The sequence below is a fragment of the Haloarcula quadrata genome, from assembly GCF_003634715.1.
GTDB lineage: Archaea > Halobacteriota > Halobacteria > Halobacteriales > Haloarculaceae > Haloarcula > Haloarcula marismortui.
In genome coordinates, this window is the sequence record NZ_RBWW01000001.1 from 2,283,563 (window position 1) to 2,299,968 (window position 16,406).

Annotated in this window: 15 protein-coding genes, 1 tRNA gene and 3 pseudogenes; 6 read left to right on the forward strand and 13 right to left on the reverse strand. The window is 59.9% G+C overall.

All coding sequences use genetic code 11. The features are described 5' to 3' along the window. Positions 1-5 precede the first annotated feature (5 nt). A complete protein-coding gene (locus tag BDK61_RS11645) occupies positions 6-1,046 on the forward strand; it encodes an NAD(P)-dependent alcohol dehydrogenase (RefSeq protein WP_121303299.1) in 1,041 nt (346 codons plus the stop codon). Positions 1,047-1,117: 71 nt separating this feature from the next. On the opposite strand, the gene BDK61_RS11650 is transcribed toward BDK61_RS11645, so the two are convergent. The 4 genes from BDK61_RS11650 to BDK61_RS11665 all read right to left on the reverse strand — a co-directional run bounded on the left by BDK61_RS11650 (position 1,118) and on the right by BDK61_RS11665 (position 3,422). Beyond that, positions 1,118-1,423, reverse strand: coding sequence for a DUF7562 family protein (locus BDK61_RS11650; RefSeq protein ID WP_004957013.1), 306 nt, complete (start codon positions 1,421-1,423; stop codon positions 1,118-1,120). Between the two features lie 366 nt (positions 1,424-1,789). Next, a tRNA-Thr gene (locus BDK61_RS11655) sits at positions 1,790-1,863 on the reverse strand. A 78-nt stretch (positions 1,864-1,941) separates the two neighbouring features. After that, positions 1,942-2,355 carry a universal stress protein gene (locus BDK61_RS11660; protein WP_004957014.1) on the reverse strand — a complete coding sequence of 138 codons (414 nt, stop codon included), beginning with the start codon at positions 2,353-2,355 and terminating at the stop codon, positions 1,942-1,944. 86 nt (positions 2,356-2,441) lie between these two features. Next, positions 2,442-3,422: a class I SAM-dependent methyltransferase gene (locus tag BDK61_RS11665; protein WP_121303300.1), complete on the reverse strand. Its 981-nt coding sequence runs from the start codon at positions 3,420-3,422 to the stop codon at positions 2,442-2,444. Between the two features lie 75 nt (positions 3,423-3,497). Here BDK61_RS11665 and dph5 point away from each other — a divergent pair, with 75 nt between their 5' ends. Beyond that, positions 3,498-4,277 (forward strand): diphthine synthase, encoded by a 780-nt coding sequence (gene dph5, locus BDK61_RS11670; protein ID WP_011223602.1) that lies wholly within the window; start codon positions 3,498-3,500, stop codon positions 4,275-4,277. 24 nt (positions 4,278-4,301) lie between these two features. Here the strand turns inward: dph5 and artA are convergent, their stop codons facing one another. From artA to BDK61_RS11720, 9 genes and pseudogenes are all read right to left on the reverse strand, one after another. Continuing rightward, the gene (gene artA, locus BDK61_RS11675; protein ID WP_121303301.1) at positions 4,302-5,303 is read right to left on the reverse strand and encodes an archaeosortase A; all 1,002 of its coding nucleotides are present in this window, start codon (positions 5,301-5,303) and stop codon (positions 4,302-4,304) included. 147 nt (positions 5,304-5,450) lie between these two features. Continuing rightward, positions 5,451-7,148, reverse strand: a pseudogene (locus BDK61_RS11680) (DUF7282 domain-containing protein); the annotation flags it as partial. Between the two features lie 20 nt (positions 7,149-7,168). Then, positions 7,169-7,684: pseudogene (locus BDK61_RS11685) on the reverse strand (transposase); the annotation flags it as partial. Between the two features lie 185 nt (positions 7,685-7,869). After that, on the reverse strand, positions 7,870-9,015 hold the full coding sequence (locus BDK61_RS11695) for an ISH3 family transposase (RefSeq protein ID WP_121302812.1): 1,146 nt from the start codon (positions 9,013-9,015) through the stop codon (positions 7,870-7,872). A 46-nt stretch (positions 9,016-9,061) separates the two neighbouring features. Then, a pseudogene (locus BDK61_RS11700) lies at positions 9,062-9,541 on the reverse strand (IS5/IS1182 family transposase); the annotation flags it as partial. Continuing rightward, a complete protein-coding gene (locus BDK61_RS11705) occupies positions 9,498-10,541 on the reverse strand; it encodes a DUF7827 domain-containing protein (protein WP_121303302.1) in 1,044 nt (347 codons plus the stop codon). The pseudogene BDK61_RS11700 and the gene BDK61_RS11705, both read right to left, overlap by 44 nt. A 429-nt stretch (positions 10,542-10,970) precedes the next feature. Continuing rightward, positions 10,971-11,723: a VOC family protein gene (locus BDK61_RS11710; RefSeq protein ID WP_011223604.1), complete on the reverse strand. Its 753-nt coding sequence runs from the start codon at positions 11,721-11,723 to the stop codon at positions 10,971-10,973. A gap of 72 nt (positions 11,724-11,795) precedes the next feature. Continuing rightward, positions 11,796-12,236 carry a TIGR04206 family protein gene (locus BDK61_RS11715; protein ID WP_011223605.1) on the reverse strand — a complete coding sequence of 147 codons (441 nt, stop codon included), beginning with the start codon at positions 12,234-12,236 and terminating at the stop codon, positions 11,796-11,798. 132 nt (positions 12,237-12,368) lie between these two features. Further along, positions 12,369-13,478, reverse strand: a complete 1,110-nt coding sequence (locus tag BDK61_RS11720) for an OBG GTPase family GTP-binding protein (protein ID WP_121303303.1) — start codon at positions 13,476-13,478, stop codon at positions 12,369-12,371. Between the two features lie 158 nt (positions 13,479-13,636). On the opposite strand from BDK61_RS11720, the gene BDK61_RS11725 reads away from it, so the two are divergent. The 4 genes from BDK61_RS11725 to BDK61_RS11740 all read left to right on the forward strand — a co-directional run bounded on the left by BDK61_RS11725 (position 13,637) and on the right by BDK61_RS11740 (position 16,392). Beyond that, the gene (locus tag BDK61_RS11725) at positions 13,637-13,837 is read left to right on the forward strand and encodes a VNG_1110C family protein (protein WP_004957035.1); all 201 of its coding nucleotides are present in this window, start codon (positions 13,637-13,639) and stop codon (positions 13,835-13,837) included. 135 nt (positions 13,838-13,972) lie between these two features. Further along, a complete protein-coding gene (locus BDK61_RS11730; protein ID WP_004957037.1) occupies positions 13,973-14,461 on the forward strand; it encodes a 50S ribosomal protein L11 in 489 nt (162 codons plus the stop codon). Positions 14,462-14,705: 244 nt separating this feature from the next. Continuing rightward, positions 14,706-15,344 carry a 50S ribosomal protein L1 gene (locus BDK61_RS11735; protein ID WP_004957040.1) on the forward strand — a complete coding sequence of 213 codons (639 nt, stop codon included), beginning with the start codon at positions 14,706-14,708 and terminating at the stop codon, positions 15,342-15,344. 1 nt (position 15,345) lies between these two features. Beyond that, entirely contained in the window at positions 15,346-16,392 is a 1,047-nt protein-coding gene (locus BDK61_RS11740) for a 50S ribosomal protein L10 (protein ID WP_121303304.1), read from the forward strand. Positions 16,393-16,406 lie beyond the last annotated feature (14 nt).

Sequence of the window (16,406 nt, forward strand, 5' to 3'; positions counted from 1 at the left end):
GGACGATGCGCGCAGCCAGACTCCACGAGTACACGCACAACATGTCGGACGGGCTCTCGATAGACGACGTAGATGCGCCACAGGTCGCATCCGGAGATGATGTCATCGTCGAAGTCGAGGGGGCCGGCTGGTGCCAGACTGACAACCACATCATCGAGGGAATGTGGGAGCAGTACGTCCCGCAGGACCTCCCGATGACACTGGGCCACGAGAACGCCGGGACAGTCATCGAAACGGGCGACGACGTTGACATCGTCGCTGCGGGCGACCAGGTCATCTGTCACCCGGTCCAGACCTGTGGCACCTGCCGGCCGTGCCGGCAAGGGGAGACGATGTACTGCGAGAACGACGCGTTCAACGGCCTGACGACGGACGGCGGCTTCGCCGACCAGCTCCTGACCAGCGACCGGTCGGTCATCCCGCTGCCAGAGGGTGTCGACCCGGCCGACATCGCCCCGCACGCCGACGCCGGCATCACGGCCTACCACGCGGCGAAGAAGGCCGTCGACGGGCTCAACCCGGGCGACACCGCTGTCGTTATCGGCATCGGCGGCCTTGGCCACATCGGCCTCCAGTGTCTCGACGCGATGTGTGCCGCTGACCTCGTCGCTGTCGACATCAAGCAGTCCGCCCGCGACCTCGCCGACGACCTCGGCGCACACTACACCATCGACCCCGAAAGCGAGGACGTCGCCAGCGAGGTCGAAGCCATCAGCGACGGCGTCGGTGCCGCACAGGTGCTTGACTTCGTCGGGGCCGACGAGACGACGGCGCTCGCGCCAGACATCTGTGCCGCCGGCGGCGACCACCACATCATCGGCTACGGCGGGCACATCCACGAACCTGCTCAGGCGCTCGTCAACGGCGAGTTCGCCTATCAGGGTAACATCGTCGGTCAGTACACCGAACTGCAGGAACTGGTTGCGCTCGTCGACCGCGGCGCGGTCGACCTGCACACGACCCAGTACGACCTCGGCGACGTGAACACCGTCGCACAGATGCTGGAAGACCGGGAGATTGACGGCCGAGCAGTCATCACACCCTGAAGCGTCTGTTCGCTTCTTGAACTGCCTGCGTTGCGGTGCCGTATCGCCAAACAGGGCACCCGCCTTTCGGCTTACCGACCGTCCGCGCGGGTCTGCTCCGTTTCGTCTGCCAGATCATGATAGCGTCTGAGAAACGCGTCTCGGCTTACGGTCCCGGCACCGGCCGCTTCAAGCCGGTCTTCCAGCCCGGTTCGGCCGAAGTGACAGTACTCTCGGTAGCAGGGCTTGCACAGGTACTCAAAGGACTTGTCGTCGCGGTTCCAGCGGTCGCCGTACTTGTCGTATTCGCGGGCATTCGACCGAGCAACCGTGTCACCGCAGGCGATGCAACAGACCTCTTCATCGGTGTCGCGGTGCCAGGCGTTTCTGAAATCCATTATGACCACACTCCCTCTGACTGCCCACACGTATGTCCGTCGTGGCGCTCTCGTGAGCACACCGCAGTACCCGCCGGTAGTCTGTACTGTGTGACCATCGTTTACAACCGGATGTTCTGTCCAGCGCCCTGTTGCCGTATTGCATCACTGACGAGGGTCGTTTTTATATGGCTCGTGCGACATTGCTATGCCAGCGACGCAGGACCGACGGCTGCTGACAGGCTGTCATAGGTATGAAAACTACTTGTCAAGGCGGCACTGGAAAGGGGAAGCCGGTGGAAGATTGTGAACCACGGTCGGAGCAAAGCTCCTCCCTGATTCAAATCCCACAGTAGCTTTCGCTCGTCACGTTAGTTCCTCGCAAAAAGCCGGTGGAGGGATTTGAACCCTCGGCCTAATCCTTACGAAGGATTCGCTCTGCCAGTCTGAGCTACACCGGCGCGTCGCTCGCGTACATCAGTTGTTGGACGCATAACCGCAATAAGGATTGCGAATTGGGGCTACCGAGAGGAACGTTCTCACTCCTCTCGGGACCCGACGACGGTGACCGGGTCGTCCGCCTCAAGCAGGACCTGCTGGGATACGCTCCCGAACACGGCCTTGCCGGTCGGCGACCGCTTTCGCGACCCCATGACGATCTGGTCGGCGTCGAACTCGTCGGCCAGCTCGACGATGCCGTCGGCCGGCGGCTGCTGACCCTCGGCCAGTTGGACATCGACGTTGTGGTCCTTGAGGTAGTCACGCACGAGTCTGACTGTCGAGATCCGCTCGACGTTGCGTATCTCCTCGGGCGCTTCTGCCTCCTCCTTGGTCAATGCGTGTGTGATCACGGCCTCGATCTCGGTCTCAGCAGACGGTAGCTCCGCGACGAAGGCGGCCTGGCCGCGGGCGCGGTCCTCATCGGCGTCGACGGGAACAAGTATTGTGTACATATTTTACCCTCCTAGATACAAGCGTCCGACTTCCTCGTCGTTAAGCAATTCGGTCCCCGTACCGGTGATGATAATAACTGTTCGTTTCAGCGTGTCAGTCGAACGTCGAGGACGATGTTGTGTTCCTTCGGGGCATACGACCGGACAGTGTGGCGCGTTTCGACCGTCACGTCGTAGGCTGGCTCCGCAGCCGCCCGGATCGCTTTCTGGCCGGGTCCGAACAGGTCGTCCTCGTGCTGGATATCGTAATAGTGAACCACACATTCGTCGGCCGCCAGCCGGACAGCGGTCTCCAGAAACTCGTCGGCGCTGTGTGGCAGGTTCATCACGACGCGGTCGGCCCAGTCCTCGTACTCGCCGGCCACCTCACGCACGTCGCCGCAGATACCCGTCATGCGGTCAGCGACACCGTTACGCTCCGCATTCGCCTGCAGATACTCGATCGCCGTCTCGTTGATGTCGGTCCCAACGCAGCTCGCCCCGCGTTTGGCAAACGGAATCGCGAACGGGCCGACACCGGCAAACATATCGAAGGTCTGCTCGCCTTCGCCGACCTGCTTGGTGACGCGATGGCGTTCCGTCGCCAGCCGCGGCGAAAAGTACACTTCGGCGAGGTCGAGGTCGAACGTACAGCCGTACTCCCGGTGGGTGACTTCTGTTCCTTCACCAGCAAGTATGTCCCAGTCCCGGACCCGCTGTTCGCCTTTGATCTTCGATGCGCGGTTCAATACCGCTCGCACGGGCAGGTCCGAACCCATGATTGCATCGGCGATCATTCGGGCTCGCTCGTCATCATCTTCATCGACAATCGCGACATCACCGATGCGCTCGTAGCTCGGGTCGAAGTCGAGGGCGTCCGCCGGCATCGTCTGGCCCTCGCGGACCGGCGGGTCTGCCTCGACAACGGTGAAGTCCGACGGCACCGCTGTGGGGTCGGTAACAGGAACGTACAGCTGCCCGTCGACAACCGTGATGTCATAGCCGTCGTCGACGAGGTTTGCCTCGGCGAGGCGCTGGCGCGTCTCTTCGCCGGCCTCACGGGGAACGCGAACGCAGGGAACGCCCATACTCCCCCTCCCCGACCACGGGCGGTAAGCCTGACGCTTCGCGCCCTTTATCCCCGGCCGCGACCCACTTCAGATATGCTCACATTCGTCGGGCTGGGCCTCTATGATGAGCGCTCGGTCACGGTCGCGGGCCGCGACGCCATCCGGGACGCTGACCGGGTGTTCGCCGAATTTTACACGAGCCGGCTGATCGGTACTGATATCGAAACGCTGGAGGACACACTGGAGACGAGTATCGAACGCAGAGACCGAGCCGGCATCGAGCAGGACCCTGAGCCGATTCTCGAAGCCGCCGAGAGCGAACACGTCGTCTTCTGTACCGCCGGGGATACGATGGTCTCGACGACACACGCTGACCTCCGGCTTCGGGCCGCGGACCGTGGTATCGAAACCCGAATCGTTCACGGGACGACCGCCCAGACTGCTGCCGGCTCGCTGACCGGCCTGCAGAACTACCGCTTCGGGAAGGCTACGACCCTTCCGTTCGAGGACGCACACGGCGGTGACGGCGTTCCGGACAGCGTCGTCGCTACCATCGAGGACAATCGAGACCGGGACCTGCACACGCTGGTCTACCTCGACATCAAAGTCGACGACCCCCACTGGGAGGAAAGCGACGACACGTACATGACCGCCAGTCAGGCTGCCACCATGCTGTCGGAGCCATTCCCGGACACACTTGGGGTTGTCGTGGCCAGGGCCGGCAGTCCAGACCCATTAGTGGCCGCTGACACGCTCGACGAACTCGCTACGCAGACGTTCGGCGACCCGCTACATCTGCTCGTCATTCCCGGTTCGCTCCACCCACTTGAGGCGGATACACTGGAGTCAGTTGCTGGAGCAGCGTTAGAATAGCGAGCGTCGGTTCCGCGACGCAGTTCAGTCGTCACCGGGCGTCGCAGGACCCGACTCCGACTGGTCCTTTTCGAATGTCGTTCCAAGGTCGTACTCGGTTCCGGTCACCAGAAACAGGAGGTCTTCGACGATAACGGTGAGCTCCGGTAGCTCCCGCATCAGTACCCACGTCAGCCCGACGAGGACGATGACTGAGCCGAACTGCGCCAGCATCCGGTCGACGATGTAGTAGGATACCAGCTGTGCGTCGCTAAGGCCGAACAGCGCCATGACCGTTCCCGGGAAGAACTGCGCTTTCTGGAGGCCAAATGCCAGCGCGATCCCGAGGTTCCGAATGAGGTTCAACACGTAGATGATGCCGACGGCCACGACCAGCACGCGGAGTTTCCGCCGCCACGGTGCCTTGACTGCCAGTATTCCGCCGGCGAAGATGGAGATGCTGCCGATACCTGTACAGGCCAGAATGATAGTGTACGTTATCGGCCGCTCGTTCCCGTCGAACCAGAACGTGTTCTCGTAGGGGTACTGCTTCGACGCGATGTCGATGCCGTTGTGCGAGAGTCCGTCCACCACCATCGGGTCGTACCCGATGAGCGTCATCAGGAAGACGACCTGATCGGTGACGACTTCGATGATTGTCTGGCGGAGCGGTCCAATGGTGAGGAAGGGCACGTAGATGACGCCCATGATACCGATGGCACGGGTCAACACCAGCAGCGACTCCCGGCCGTTCCAGAGTAAGTAGCCGGTGTACAGCGACAGGGGCACGGCGATGACGCTTCCCAGTCCCTCGACGACGCTTTTCTGTATCAAAATGAAGTGTGGTGCCAGAACGAGCCAGTACGCTGCGAACAAAACCCAGCCGACCGTCCCGACTGGGCGGGCAAGTTCCTCGTCGTACTGGGCGACGGCTACGCTTCCGAGAAACGCCGCAAGAACGAGCCACATCAGCGGTTCCGAGACCGTGACCGGGCCGAACGACAGTCCAGCGATGTCGACACCCGTCTGCAGGACTGTCTCACTCATTGCCTGTACGTTAGCCAAACCGGCGTATATGTTTTGTCGTTGCGCTACTGTGCGGTGTCGTCGTCAGAACGCGTCAACGACAGCGCCGCCGCTACCGGCGTAGCACGCAAAAGAAAGAACGGTGTTCAGAGACTGGAGCGATTCCAGTTAGTTGTCGCGTCGGACGGCGAGGAGCGCAGCAGCGACGAGCGCGATGAGCGCGATGGCTGCCGTGAAGCCGGGACCGGACGCTTCCGTGGTCTCAGCTTCGTCGGTTCCGGAGTCCATGGTGGTGGTCTCCTCAGTCTGCTCCTCGGTTTCCGGCGGTTCGGTTTCGGTTTCCGTCGGCTCTTCCGTGGCCGTCGGCTCTTCCTCGGAGGTGACGGTCACGTTCGCACTGTCCGTGACAGGGCCGTCGCCCGAGGTGTACGGGTCGTCAGCACCCGGGAAGTCGTACGCTTCGTTGCCGTTGGTGTCGAGGTGCGGCATCGCGACCGCGGTGAAGTCCTCGTCCATCGGCTCGTCGAGCGTGATCGTGATGTCCTCGTGGCTGCCTTCCTCGAGGTACTCGGAGCTCCCGACGACGCTACCCGCGACTTCACCCTCAAGGAGGGAGTCGTCGTGGATGACAATGAAGCCACCGGCGGACAGCTGCACGTTGTCAACGACGACTTCGCTACCGTCAGATTCTTGATCACTGATGCTCACGGTGGCCACTTCGCCTTCAACGAGCGTGCCATCGATGTCGTCACCAACGTTACTGCCGTCGATACGGGCCTGTGCCGTGAAGTTCGTTCCAGGGCTACGGTCACTGAGGTCAGCCGTTGCCGTGAACGTACCGTTCTCTGTGACGGCTGTCTCCGGCTGGAGCAGGAACGGGCTGCTGCTCGACTGGCTGCGGAGGCGAATCGTTACCTCGCTGCTGGGTGCGACGTTCGTCGTCCCAAAGATCTGCTGTCCAGAAGCAGCCTGAAGGCTGATATCATCATCGTTGTTCAGCGTCGCATCAGCGTCGACGAACTGAACGCTGTCGTTGGCGACTTCGCTGTCGTCGTCGTCGTCGACAAGGTCACTGTTCTGATCGTAGACGGTGAAGTTCGCCGCGTACTCGTCTTCGTCCTCAATTGAGAAGGCGCTTTCGAGGGCATTCCCATCGATGGCGACGAAGTGCGTGTCGTTGGCCTCGTCGTAGATTACCTTGTAATCACCGCTACTGAGCGCGTCGATATCAGTACCGCTGGTATCTACGTTTGCACCAGGGTCATCATCCTCAAGTGCATGCTGGAACACAGCACCGGTATCCTCAGCGCCGGAGGCGCTACCGTAGCTACTCGTGTCGAGGTTCCCGCTCCCGTCAGTGAACACACCTTCGAGACCGGACGCCTCGACTTGGATGATGATGTCGTCGTTGACATCGTCGATCGCCGCTTCATCGGTCTGCGTGATGTTTCCAGCCTCGATCAGGTCGTAGACCGGTGCGGTTTCATCATCCTCGAGGTCATCGATATCATCGTTGTACGTGCTGGCTGGGGCGCGCCACACCTGAACGTTCTCGGTGGACCGCTCTTCAAGCGAGAGCGTACCGACATCGTCCTCGTCTTCAACCTCTGCTGTGCTGTTGCCAGCGAGGTTAACGTGCCCTTCAACCGTCAGCATGTCGTAGTCGGTCGCCTCAAGAATGTCATCGCCGGCATTCGAGCCACCGAATCCACCGAACGTCCTCTCGTTGACCTCATCGATGGTGGTTTCGTCGTCGCCGGGGACAAGGACATCACCGGCATTGCCGGAGCCAGCTTGGTAGCTATTGAATTTGACGGAGACTTCACCGTCGTCGTTGTCGTCAGTCACTTCGGCGATGGCGTAGTGAGCGTGTCATAGAATCCATCTCATAGCATCTCACAGCCCGGCTCGTTTCCTCGCTCGTAGTTGGTGATTGCAACGACGAGTCGTAGGCAGAGCGCAACGAACACTTCTGTTCGAGCGTGGACGCGGCCTCGGGCGCGGACGTGCCCGAGGCCGCAGTCCTTGACGGCATCGTTAGTTCGTTCGACTCCTATCCGGTGGTTGTACGTCTCGTCCAAGATGGACTGTTTGAGCAGAACTTCCTCACTGTGTTCGGTGATACGATCTTCGACCCTATACTCGATATCGAGCGGATCGTCGGTATTTCGCGGGTTGTACGGGGCAATTGGCACGACCCCTGCGGCCAGCAGGTGGTCGTGCCAATCGAGGATATCGTATGCGCTGTCTCCAAGCATCCAGATGGGTGTATCGACGGCGAGCGCGTCACACGTGACGCGCATCGCCGTCTCTTGATCCGCTTGTTTGCTCTGTGTGAACTCCGCTGCTATCGGAATCTTTGGACCGGTCGAGACGATCGTACAGCCGAAGCCGTAGTAGTGTCAGTCGATCACATCGACAGCCGCGTAACCCCGTTTGATTACGGTGAACTAAACCGAACTAGCTGTGGAGCATCTTCGAACCGCTGGTGAGCATGATTTTCGGGATGGACCGTCGCTGTCGGCGGCGGACTGCCGCCGACGCGACAGTGTCACCACTGACGACCGCCGTCCGGCCCGATGGACAGCTACCGGAAGAACCGGCCGTCAAGTGGTTGATTCGCTGGAACAGACCTGCGGACACCAAGTGCTGTCCAAGCTGCGCGAAGCGTCATTTCGCAAAACTCCGTGAACGACCACTGCAAGAGGCGGCGCCCCCCACGGCGGGGCGCCGCCACGTACCTCCAGTGGAGATATCGCCAGCTGTTCTGAAGCAGTAGGCTCACTACAAACATTACCAACCGTAGTCCAGCATCCTGAGAACTAGTGAAAGCGAGGCTCTGCTTGGCTAATCGGTAGCTTGATTCGATGCCGAAGCGCTTGCTGTAGTGATCTCGTGCATCTCGTGGCGTGTCGATAAAGGGCGCGTCAGCGGCGTAGCCGTGACGCGCCACCCCGTGTTCGTCGTACCGTCCCTGCTGGTACACGCAGTCGATGAACACAGGGAACTCCACCTCGCCAGCGAGATCGTGTTCGATCTCGCGGCTCCAGCCTTTGCTGAGTTTGTTTTGAATCGTCTCACCCCACTTGACGATCGGCATCACATAGGCGTAATTGTGCGCGTACAGCAGCTTGAGACAGGTGCTGTTGTAGAAACCTCGATCAAGGTAGACGGCCTTGACGCCGAGGTCAAGGCCGTCAAGGAGTTCAAGAAACTCACCGAGGACATCGCTGGTGGTTTCGCCAGCAACGAGCTGGCGAACCGCCAGCGTGTATCGCTTGTTGCGTACGCGCACGTAGAGCGTTGCATAGGCGTGAAACGTCGTTGTTCCACGCTTGGCCTGTGAGGAGTACAGAGCCTCGGTTTCGTCCTCATCACCGTAGTAGGGATCGAGGTGGAGGTCTGCGCAGACCTCCACCGGTCGATCTGGAAGTGTCTCAAGCGTATCTCGTTGAAGCAGCGTGTCTCCAACCGATTCAACCGAATCCAGTTCAAACTGATCGGTGAGATGTCCACGGACGGTATTAGCGTGTGGTGAGTCGTCAGTCGTTTCGCAGACGTGATTGATCGAGGTCCCGCCGGCGCTGGCGCCGGCGAGGACCTCATAGAGCGTCTCTGCCGTGACCTTGACATTCTCGCCGAGATCTAATGAAAGTTCCTCGTCAAGACTATTGACGACAAAATTAAGCAGGTGCTCTTCTTCTATCTCGCTGTCTGCTTGGGTGGCTTCCACACTCTTCCCAAGTAGACGCTTCCTCTAACCCGATGTGATCGACTGAGTGTTCCTCAGCTGTTGGGTCGTAGTTCCACGAGGCGGCGTCGTTGTACTGGACCGCTTCGATGTGGGTTGAGTCGATGGAGTACGTCGAGTCGAGCAGGCCCCGGCAGGCGGCTTGCTCGACGAGTCTCTTGAAGACATCATCGATGACGTGTTCGAGATCGGTAAGAAACCGGTCAACTGTGTCTCTGGATGGTGGTTTGTCGAGTCCGCAGTAGTACCAGACGAGGCTGTGCTGGAGTTCTCGTGTGACTGGACGTGTGCCGTATACATCCTTGTAGTAGCAGTGTAGAAAGCCGCGAAAGAGGTCTGGTGGCTCATGGACTCGTGTTCGCCCCCGCCCCGAGGGGGCGAACACGTCGTACTCCAGCAGAAACTCGAACTCAAGATGCTCGAACAGCGGTACTGTCTCGGTAGCCGCCGCATTCAAGAAGTCGTTAACCGAACCTACGTCCTGCAGGGTCGCGGTTGTGTTGGACACACTTTCCGCACCCTGCTGCTTTGCATGTGGCGCTTTCTATGACACGCTCGTAGTAGTTATCATCATCCTTGTCACCGACCTGCACGGTCGCTTCGTCGGTGTTGTCGAGTTGGATGGTGATGTTTGCCACGTCACCACGCTCTTCAGTGACGACACCATCTGCGAAGGCTGCTTCGTCGTCACCGGTGTCCTCGACCTCGATGGTGTCCGAGTCCGAGGCGCCGGTGTCGGTCACGTTAGTCTCGATTGTGTAGTTGCCTTCGTTAATGTCCGTGAAATCCAGCGTGTAGTCTCCCTCTGAGTCACCGACAATCTGGATCTTCTCGGTGTCCTCGAAGAACTCAGTCGGGTTATTGACGTTTTCTAGTTGGCCGGACTGGCTACTACTAGTAATAACCGTGGCGCTGCTGGGCACGTTGGCATTTGCATTATTGACGAAGATATCGGCGAGTTCGTCACGGTCAAGATCCTCAGAGGAGATGTTGACCGCGTATCCGTTCCGGACATCGGATGAGATCTCGAAGTCAACCTCAGCCGAGTCACCGGAGGTGCCGACACTGTCATCGTCGAAGTCAGCGGTGAGGTCCTGCCGGACAACCTCAAATGTCTCAGAGGCTGCAAGGCCGTTCGAGCCTACAGGATTCTCAGTACCGTCGTTAAGATTGACGACGTCACCAGTTGACGACCGTTGGACGACAAAGTCACCTTCGCTGAGGCGGTCATCGAGTTCGAACTCAATGATACCGTTGCTGCCGGAATTGACCGTGCGGCGAAGCGAGCCCACTTGGTCATTGTCGCCGCTATCGTCCACGGTCCGAACTTCGTAGTCTGCGTTGTTGGTTGTTACGTCAAACGTTACCTCTTGGCCGCTGTAGAACGTCCCAGCGTCCAAGTTAGCCGCGGCAGCACTGCCCACGAAACCGGTGGTCATGGCGAATACCGAGAACACCATGAGCGCGGTCAGGAACAGACTGCGTATTTTCTCGTTTGTATCTGTCATAGTTTGTGTTTGCTATCGGGCGACCCCAGCAGTTTTTCACCTGGTCGGAACGCGGTCACCACGACCACGCATAGACCGAACCGGCGTACTCACTTCTGGCGTCATGGGTAGGGATACAGTCTAAACGACAGGTGTCTGTTGTAAATGTTTTGTGGTAAGAAAATCCAACTATCATGAATGGCCAGGGCACGAAGGCACCGTCAGTGGCGATTAGATGTGGTTTAAGAATCTTGTAGGTGTATAACAAGATCAGCATTCGGGCGTTTGACGGCCCAGATCTACGTATCGGAGATGATATCGCTGGCCTGAGACGATAAGGCTTCACGAATCCTCACTGCTCGCTCAGGAACGCCTCCGCAGACGAATCTCCTTCTGACAGCTACCGCGCGAGAATAGATTAGAACAGACGGGTAGTACCGACCAGTGCCGTCAGTTCGTCACGATTTCGATTTCGCGGCCGTCGGGGTCTTTGGTGAACGCATAGCGGTCGTCACAGCTCTCAGGGTCACGGTAGTCCTCGGCGTGGCGCCCCATCAGCGTCTCCCACGCGCCGTGGAGGTCATCAGTCTGGACCGCGAGATGCCCCCACGCGTCGCCGAGTTCGTAGGACCGGCCGTCGTAGTTGTAGGTGAGTTCGACCGACATCGCCTCGTCGGGGGCGTCCTCGGGTTTGAGGAAGTACAGTGCGAAGTCGTCGAACTCCTCACGGCGGAACAGTTCGTAGTTGAGCTTCCGGACGTACCAGCCGATAGCCTGTTCGGCGTCTTCGACACGGATCATTGTGTGGTCGAGGGACCACTTCGTGCCGTGGTCTCGCTCGACGATCTCGATTTCGTGGCCATCAGGGTCTGTGACGAAGGCATAGGAACCGCCACAGGAGTCTGGGTCGCGGTAATCCTCGACGCCGGCGTCCATCAGGTCGTCGTAGGCGTCGTACACGTCATCACAGCGGACGGCGATATGTCCCCACGCGTCGCCCATCGTATACGAGCGCCCGTCGTGGTTGTACGTGAGTTCGAGCAGTGCACCCTCGTCGTGGACATCCTCCGGACCAAGGAAGACATTAGTAAAGCTATCGGCCTCCCAGCGACCCTTCTCCTCGTAATCGAAATACGTCTGGTACCAGTCCAGTGAGGCGTCCAGATCCTCGACGCGCATCATCGTATGATCGAGTGACCACATACACGGTATGTGGTTCGAGCGAGCGAAAAGGCTACCGCCAGAGGCGGTTCCGTCCGGATTCGATACCACAGGTCACCGCGTCGCCGTGTCCGCTCGGATAGCCGGGAGGTAGTACCACCAGACCACGATAAGCAGGACAAGGGAGCCGACCGGGACAGCCACGTAGTTGAGCCGCCTGTTGAACCCCAGAAACACCGGAAACTGCGTCAGACCCGCACCTGCGAGTGCGAGGGCGGTCACCCGAACATCCTCACGCCAGACGACACCCGCAACGGCGCTGGCTAGAGCAAAGGCATACAGCAGGACGCCCGAACCCCACGATTCGATAAACTGCGGGAGTGCGCTGGTAAAGCGGATGAAGTAGCTGTAGACCGAGAGCAACTCCGGCGGGTTCGTGTTGAACAGGCCAAACGAGAAGACGAGCGTCAGTTCCTTTCCAATTAGCACCACTGTCCAGGGGACGAAGCCGGCAACAACGACGGCGATAAGACGGCGTCTGGGACCGCGGTCCATAGTTGGTAGCAGGGTTCCACACCAATGAACGCATCTACTCCGCTATGCGGTAGCGGTCCTCCACAGGATTGTTCTTCCGTGGGACCCCTTTTTCAGTTGTTCGCGTGCACGCGAGAACCGACGCGCGACAACCTAGCGGTTAGCGACGATTCGCAGGATATCCTCGTCCGCGAGTTCGTGGTCGCGCCCGACCTGCTGTTCGTCGTGCTTGGCGCTCGGGCCGGTTACACGAGCAAAGCGGAAGCGCTCGTCGAAGCTGCCGCCGAGTTTCTCGCAGGCGTCGTCAACGGTGTCGCCTTCACGGAGTATTAGCGGTTCCTCGCGGTCAACACCGCGGCCCGGCTTGTCCATGTAAATCCGGATCAGGCCGAGTTCCTCCCAGATGCGTTCGGTGAGGCTATCCAGTCCTTTCTCTTCCTCGGCGCTGATGAAGATCGCTTCCTCTGGGTCAATGTCTCGCTCTTGGAGTTCGTCTTCGACTTTCGGAAGATAGTCGGGCTCGATAAGGTCGGCTTTGTTGACGGCGACGAGGGACGGCAGGTAGACACGGTTGTCCATCACGCCGTCGATGAGCTGGTCGATACCGAGCTGCTCGCCGATGGTTACGTCGGCGTTGACGTACCCGTGTTCGCGCAGGACAGCTTTGACCGTCTCGTCGTCGAGTTCGACGCCAGTAGCCGTGTTAACCGAAATCCCGTCTTTACCCTTCTTGCGGACGTTGACCCATGGTGGATCCTGATCGAGGCGGATTTTGTTCTTGTACAATTCTTCTCGGAGGCGGTCGTATTGGTCAATCTCGAAGACGGAGATGAGGAAGACGATGAGGTCAGCGGTCCGGACGACGGACAGCACTTCTTTCCCACCACCGCGGCCGCCAGCAGCCCCTTCGATAAGTCCGGGAACATCGAGAATCTGGATGTTCGCACCCTTGTGCTTGAGCATTCCCGGGTAGACATCAAGTGTGGTAAACTCGTAGGCTCCCGTTTCGGACTCGGCGTTTGTGAGTGCGTTCAGCAGCGTCGACTTCCCGACGCTGGGGAACCCGACGAGCGCGACGGTCGCATCGCCGTGTTTCTCAACGCCGTAGCCACCGCCGCCGCCCGAGGAAGCCTGCTGTTCGAGCTTCTCCTTTTTCTCCGCGAGCTTGGACTTCAGCCGACCGATATGGGCCTCTGTAGACTTGTTGTAGGGAGTGCTGGCGATTTCGTCTTCGAGTTCCTGAATCTCCTCTTCGAGCCCCATTAGATGTATGTCGGCCCCTCACACCGAATAAGGCTTTCCTCCCTCGCCGACGCGACCCCAGCGGCATACGTCATGGGGCCGTCCTGCCGTTCAGAATGGTCAAACGACCCTCATGTAATTCGACACACCTATAGGCTGCCCTCCGTCATATGTCGATAATGGGAGCGGCGAGTCGGTTTCGCGACAGCACGCAGATACTGCTGCCAGTCGGTGCGCTCGACGGCATTCGCGAGGAACTGGAACAGCGGTTCACTGTGAGCGTTCATCAGGAAGGCGAACAGATCCGGATAATTGGCTCCCCGGTCGAAATCAAAGACGCGAGCGATTTCCTCGCTCGGAACGGCGTGACGTTCGCCTGAGCTGACAAGTACTCCATTTGTTGTCGCGCTGGCGTTCTGATGATGAGTCAACGGTGAGTGCTCGTGCGTGTGGGAGCCTCACGCAGTTATCCGTGAAACGCAATCCTTTAAACTGCCGCGAGGATTCCACTATGTATGGCTGGAACTATCGAAGTCCTCGTTCCCGGTGGGGAGGCCAACCCTGGCCCGCCACTCGGTCCGGAACTCGGCCCGACACCGGTGGACGTGCAGGCAGTCGTACAGGAGATCAACGACCAGACGGCAGCGTTCGACGGCACCGAAGTCCCCGTCACCGTTGAGTATGACGACGACGGTTCTTTCGAGATCGAAGTCGGTGTCCCGCCGACGGCCGAACTCATCAAGGACGAGGCTGGCTTCGAAACCGGCAGCGGCGAGCCCCAGGAGGACTTCGTCGCTGACCTCTCCGTCGACCAGGTCAAACAGATCGCCGAGCAGAAGCACCCCGACCTGCTCTCCTACGACCTCACGAACGCCGCAAAAGAAGTCGTTGGGACGTGCACCTCTCTCGGTGTCACTATTGAAGGCGAGAACCCACGCGAGTTCAAGGAGCGCATCGACGCAGGCGAGTACGACGACGTGTTTGCGGCCGAAGCCCAAGCGTAAGTCGGACTGGCGTTGCTGTGCGACTGGCGTGTGTTTTTCCTTGCTTTCGACGCTGTTGAGCCACTGCACAGTCGATGGTACCCCCGTTAACGACTGGCCCCTGCGAACCGGAAACACGCCCGTCAGCGGTCCTTGTGCTGGTTCGACGGGTTTAAGTGTCGCATTGGCGTCTACCCGCACGAGACAGGCATCCGCCTGTTTCACTGACCCGTAGAAGCCGATTGGCGTACTACGGAGGTGAACAATGGCAGATCAGGAAATAGAAAACGCAGTCTCGCGCGCACTCGAGGACGCACCTGAGCGGAATTTCCGCGAAACGGTCGACCTCGCTGTGAACCTGCGCGACTTAGATCTTAACGACCCGTCGAACCGCGTCGACGAGTCCGTCGTGCTTCCTGCTGGCACCGGTCAGGAGACCACTATTGTGGTCTTCGCCGAGGGCGAAACCGCCCTTCGTGCCGAGGAAGTCGCAGACGACGTACTCGACGAGGATGAACTCGAGGAACTCGGTGGCGACGACGACGCCGCCAAGGACCTTGCCGATGACACTGACTTCTTCATTGCGGAGAAGGGACTGATGCAGGATATCGGTCGCTACCTCGGGACCGTCCTCGGTCCGCGTGGGAAGATGCCGGAACCGCTCGACCCCGACGACGACGTCGTCGAGGTCATCGAACGCATGAAAAACACCGTGCAGCTCCGCAGCGGGGAACGGCGAACGTTCCACACGCGGGTCGGCGCGGAGGACATGTCCGCCGAGAATATCGCGGACAACATCGACGTTATCCTCCGCCGTCTGCACGCGGACCTCGAGAAGGGCCCGCTCAACATCGACACTGTCTACGTGAAGACGACGATGGGGCCTGCGATGGAGGTTGCCTGATATGAGCGCCGAATCCGAACGCAAGACCGAAACCATTCCCGAGTGGAAGCAGGAAGAGGTCGACGCCATCGTAGAGATGATCGAATCCTACGAGAGCGTCGGCGTCGTCAACATCGCCGGGATTCCCTCCCGGCAACTGCAGGACATGCGACGTGACCTGTACGGGACCGCCGAACTTCGCGTTTCCCGGAACACGCTGCTTGAGCGTGCACTCGACGATGTCGATGACGGACTCGAAGACCTCAACGGCTACATCACCGGGCAGGTTGGACTCATCGGGACCGACGATAACCCGTTCTCGCTGTTTCAGGAACTCGAGGCCTCCAAGACGCCCGCACCCATCGGTGCCGGTGAGGTGGCCCCGAACGATATCGTGATTCCGGAAGGCGACACGGGCGTCGACCCCGGTCCGTTCGTTGGCGAACTCCAGAGCGTGGGTGCCGACGCACGCATTCAGGAAGGCTCCATTCAGGTCCTTTCTGACTCGACGGTGCTTGACACCGGCGAGGAAGTCTCTCAGGAACTTTCGAACGTGCTGAACGAACTCGGTATCGAACCGAAGGAGGTCGGTCTCGACCTTCGCGCCGTCTTCGCCGACGGTGTGCTGTTCGAACCCGAGGAACTGGAACTCGACATCGACGAGTACCGGAGCGACATCCAGGCGGCTGCCGGCCGAGCGTTCAATCTCTCGGTCAACGCCGACTACCCGACCGCGACGACGGCCCCGACGATGCTCCAGTCCGCTCGTGGCAACGCCAAGAGCCTCGCGCTCCAGGCGGCCATCGAGGACCCCGAGGTCGTGCCTGACCTCGTGAGCAAGGCTGACGCACAGGTCCGTGCGCTCGCCTCGCAGATTGACGACGAAGAGGCACTCCCAGAGGAGCTTCAGGGCGTCGAGGCCGACGTGGCGACAGAGGAACCGACTGACGACCAAGACGAGGACACCGCATCCGAGGACGACGCGGACGCCGACGACGCGGCCGAGGAGGCCGACGACGATGACGACGATGACGAGGACGCCGGCGACGCGCTCGGAGCGATGTTCTAACAACACAGACTACA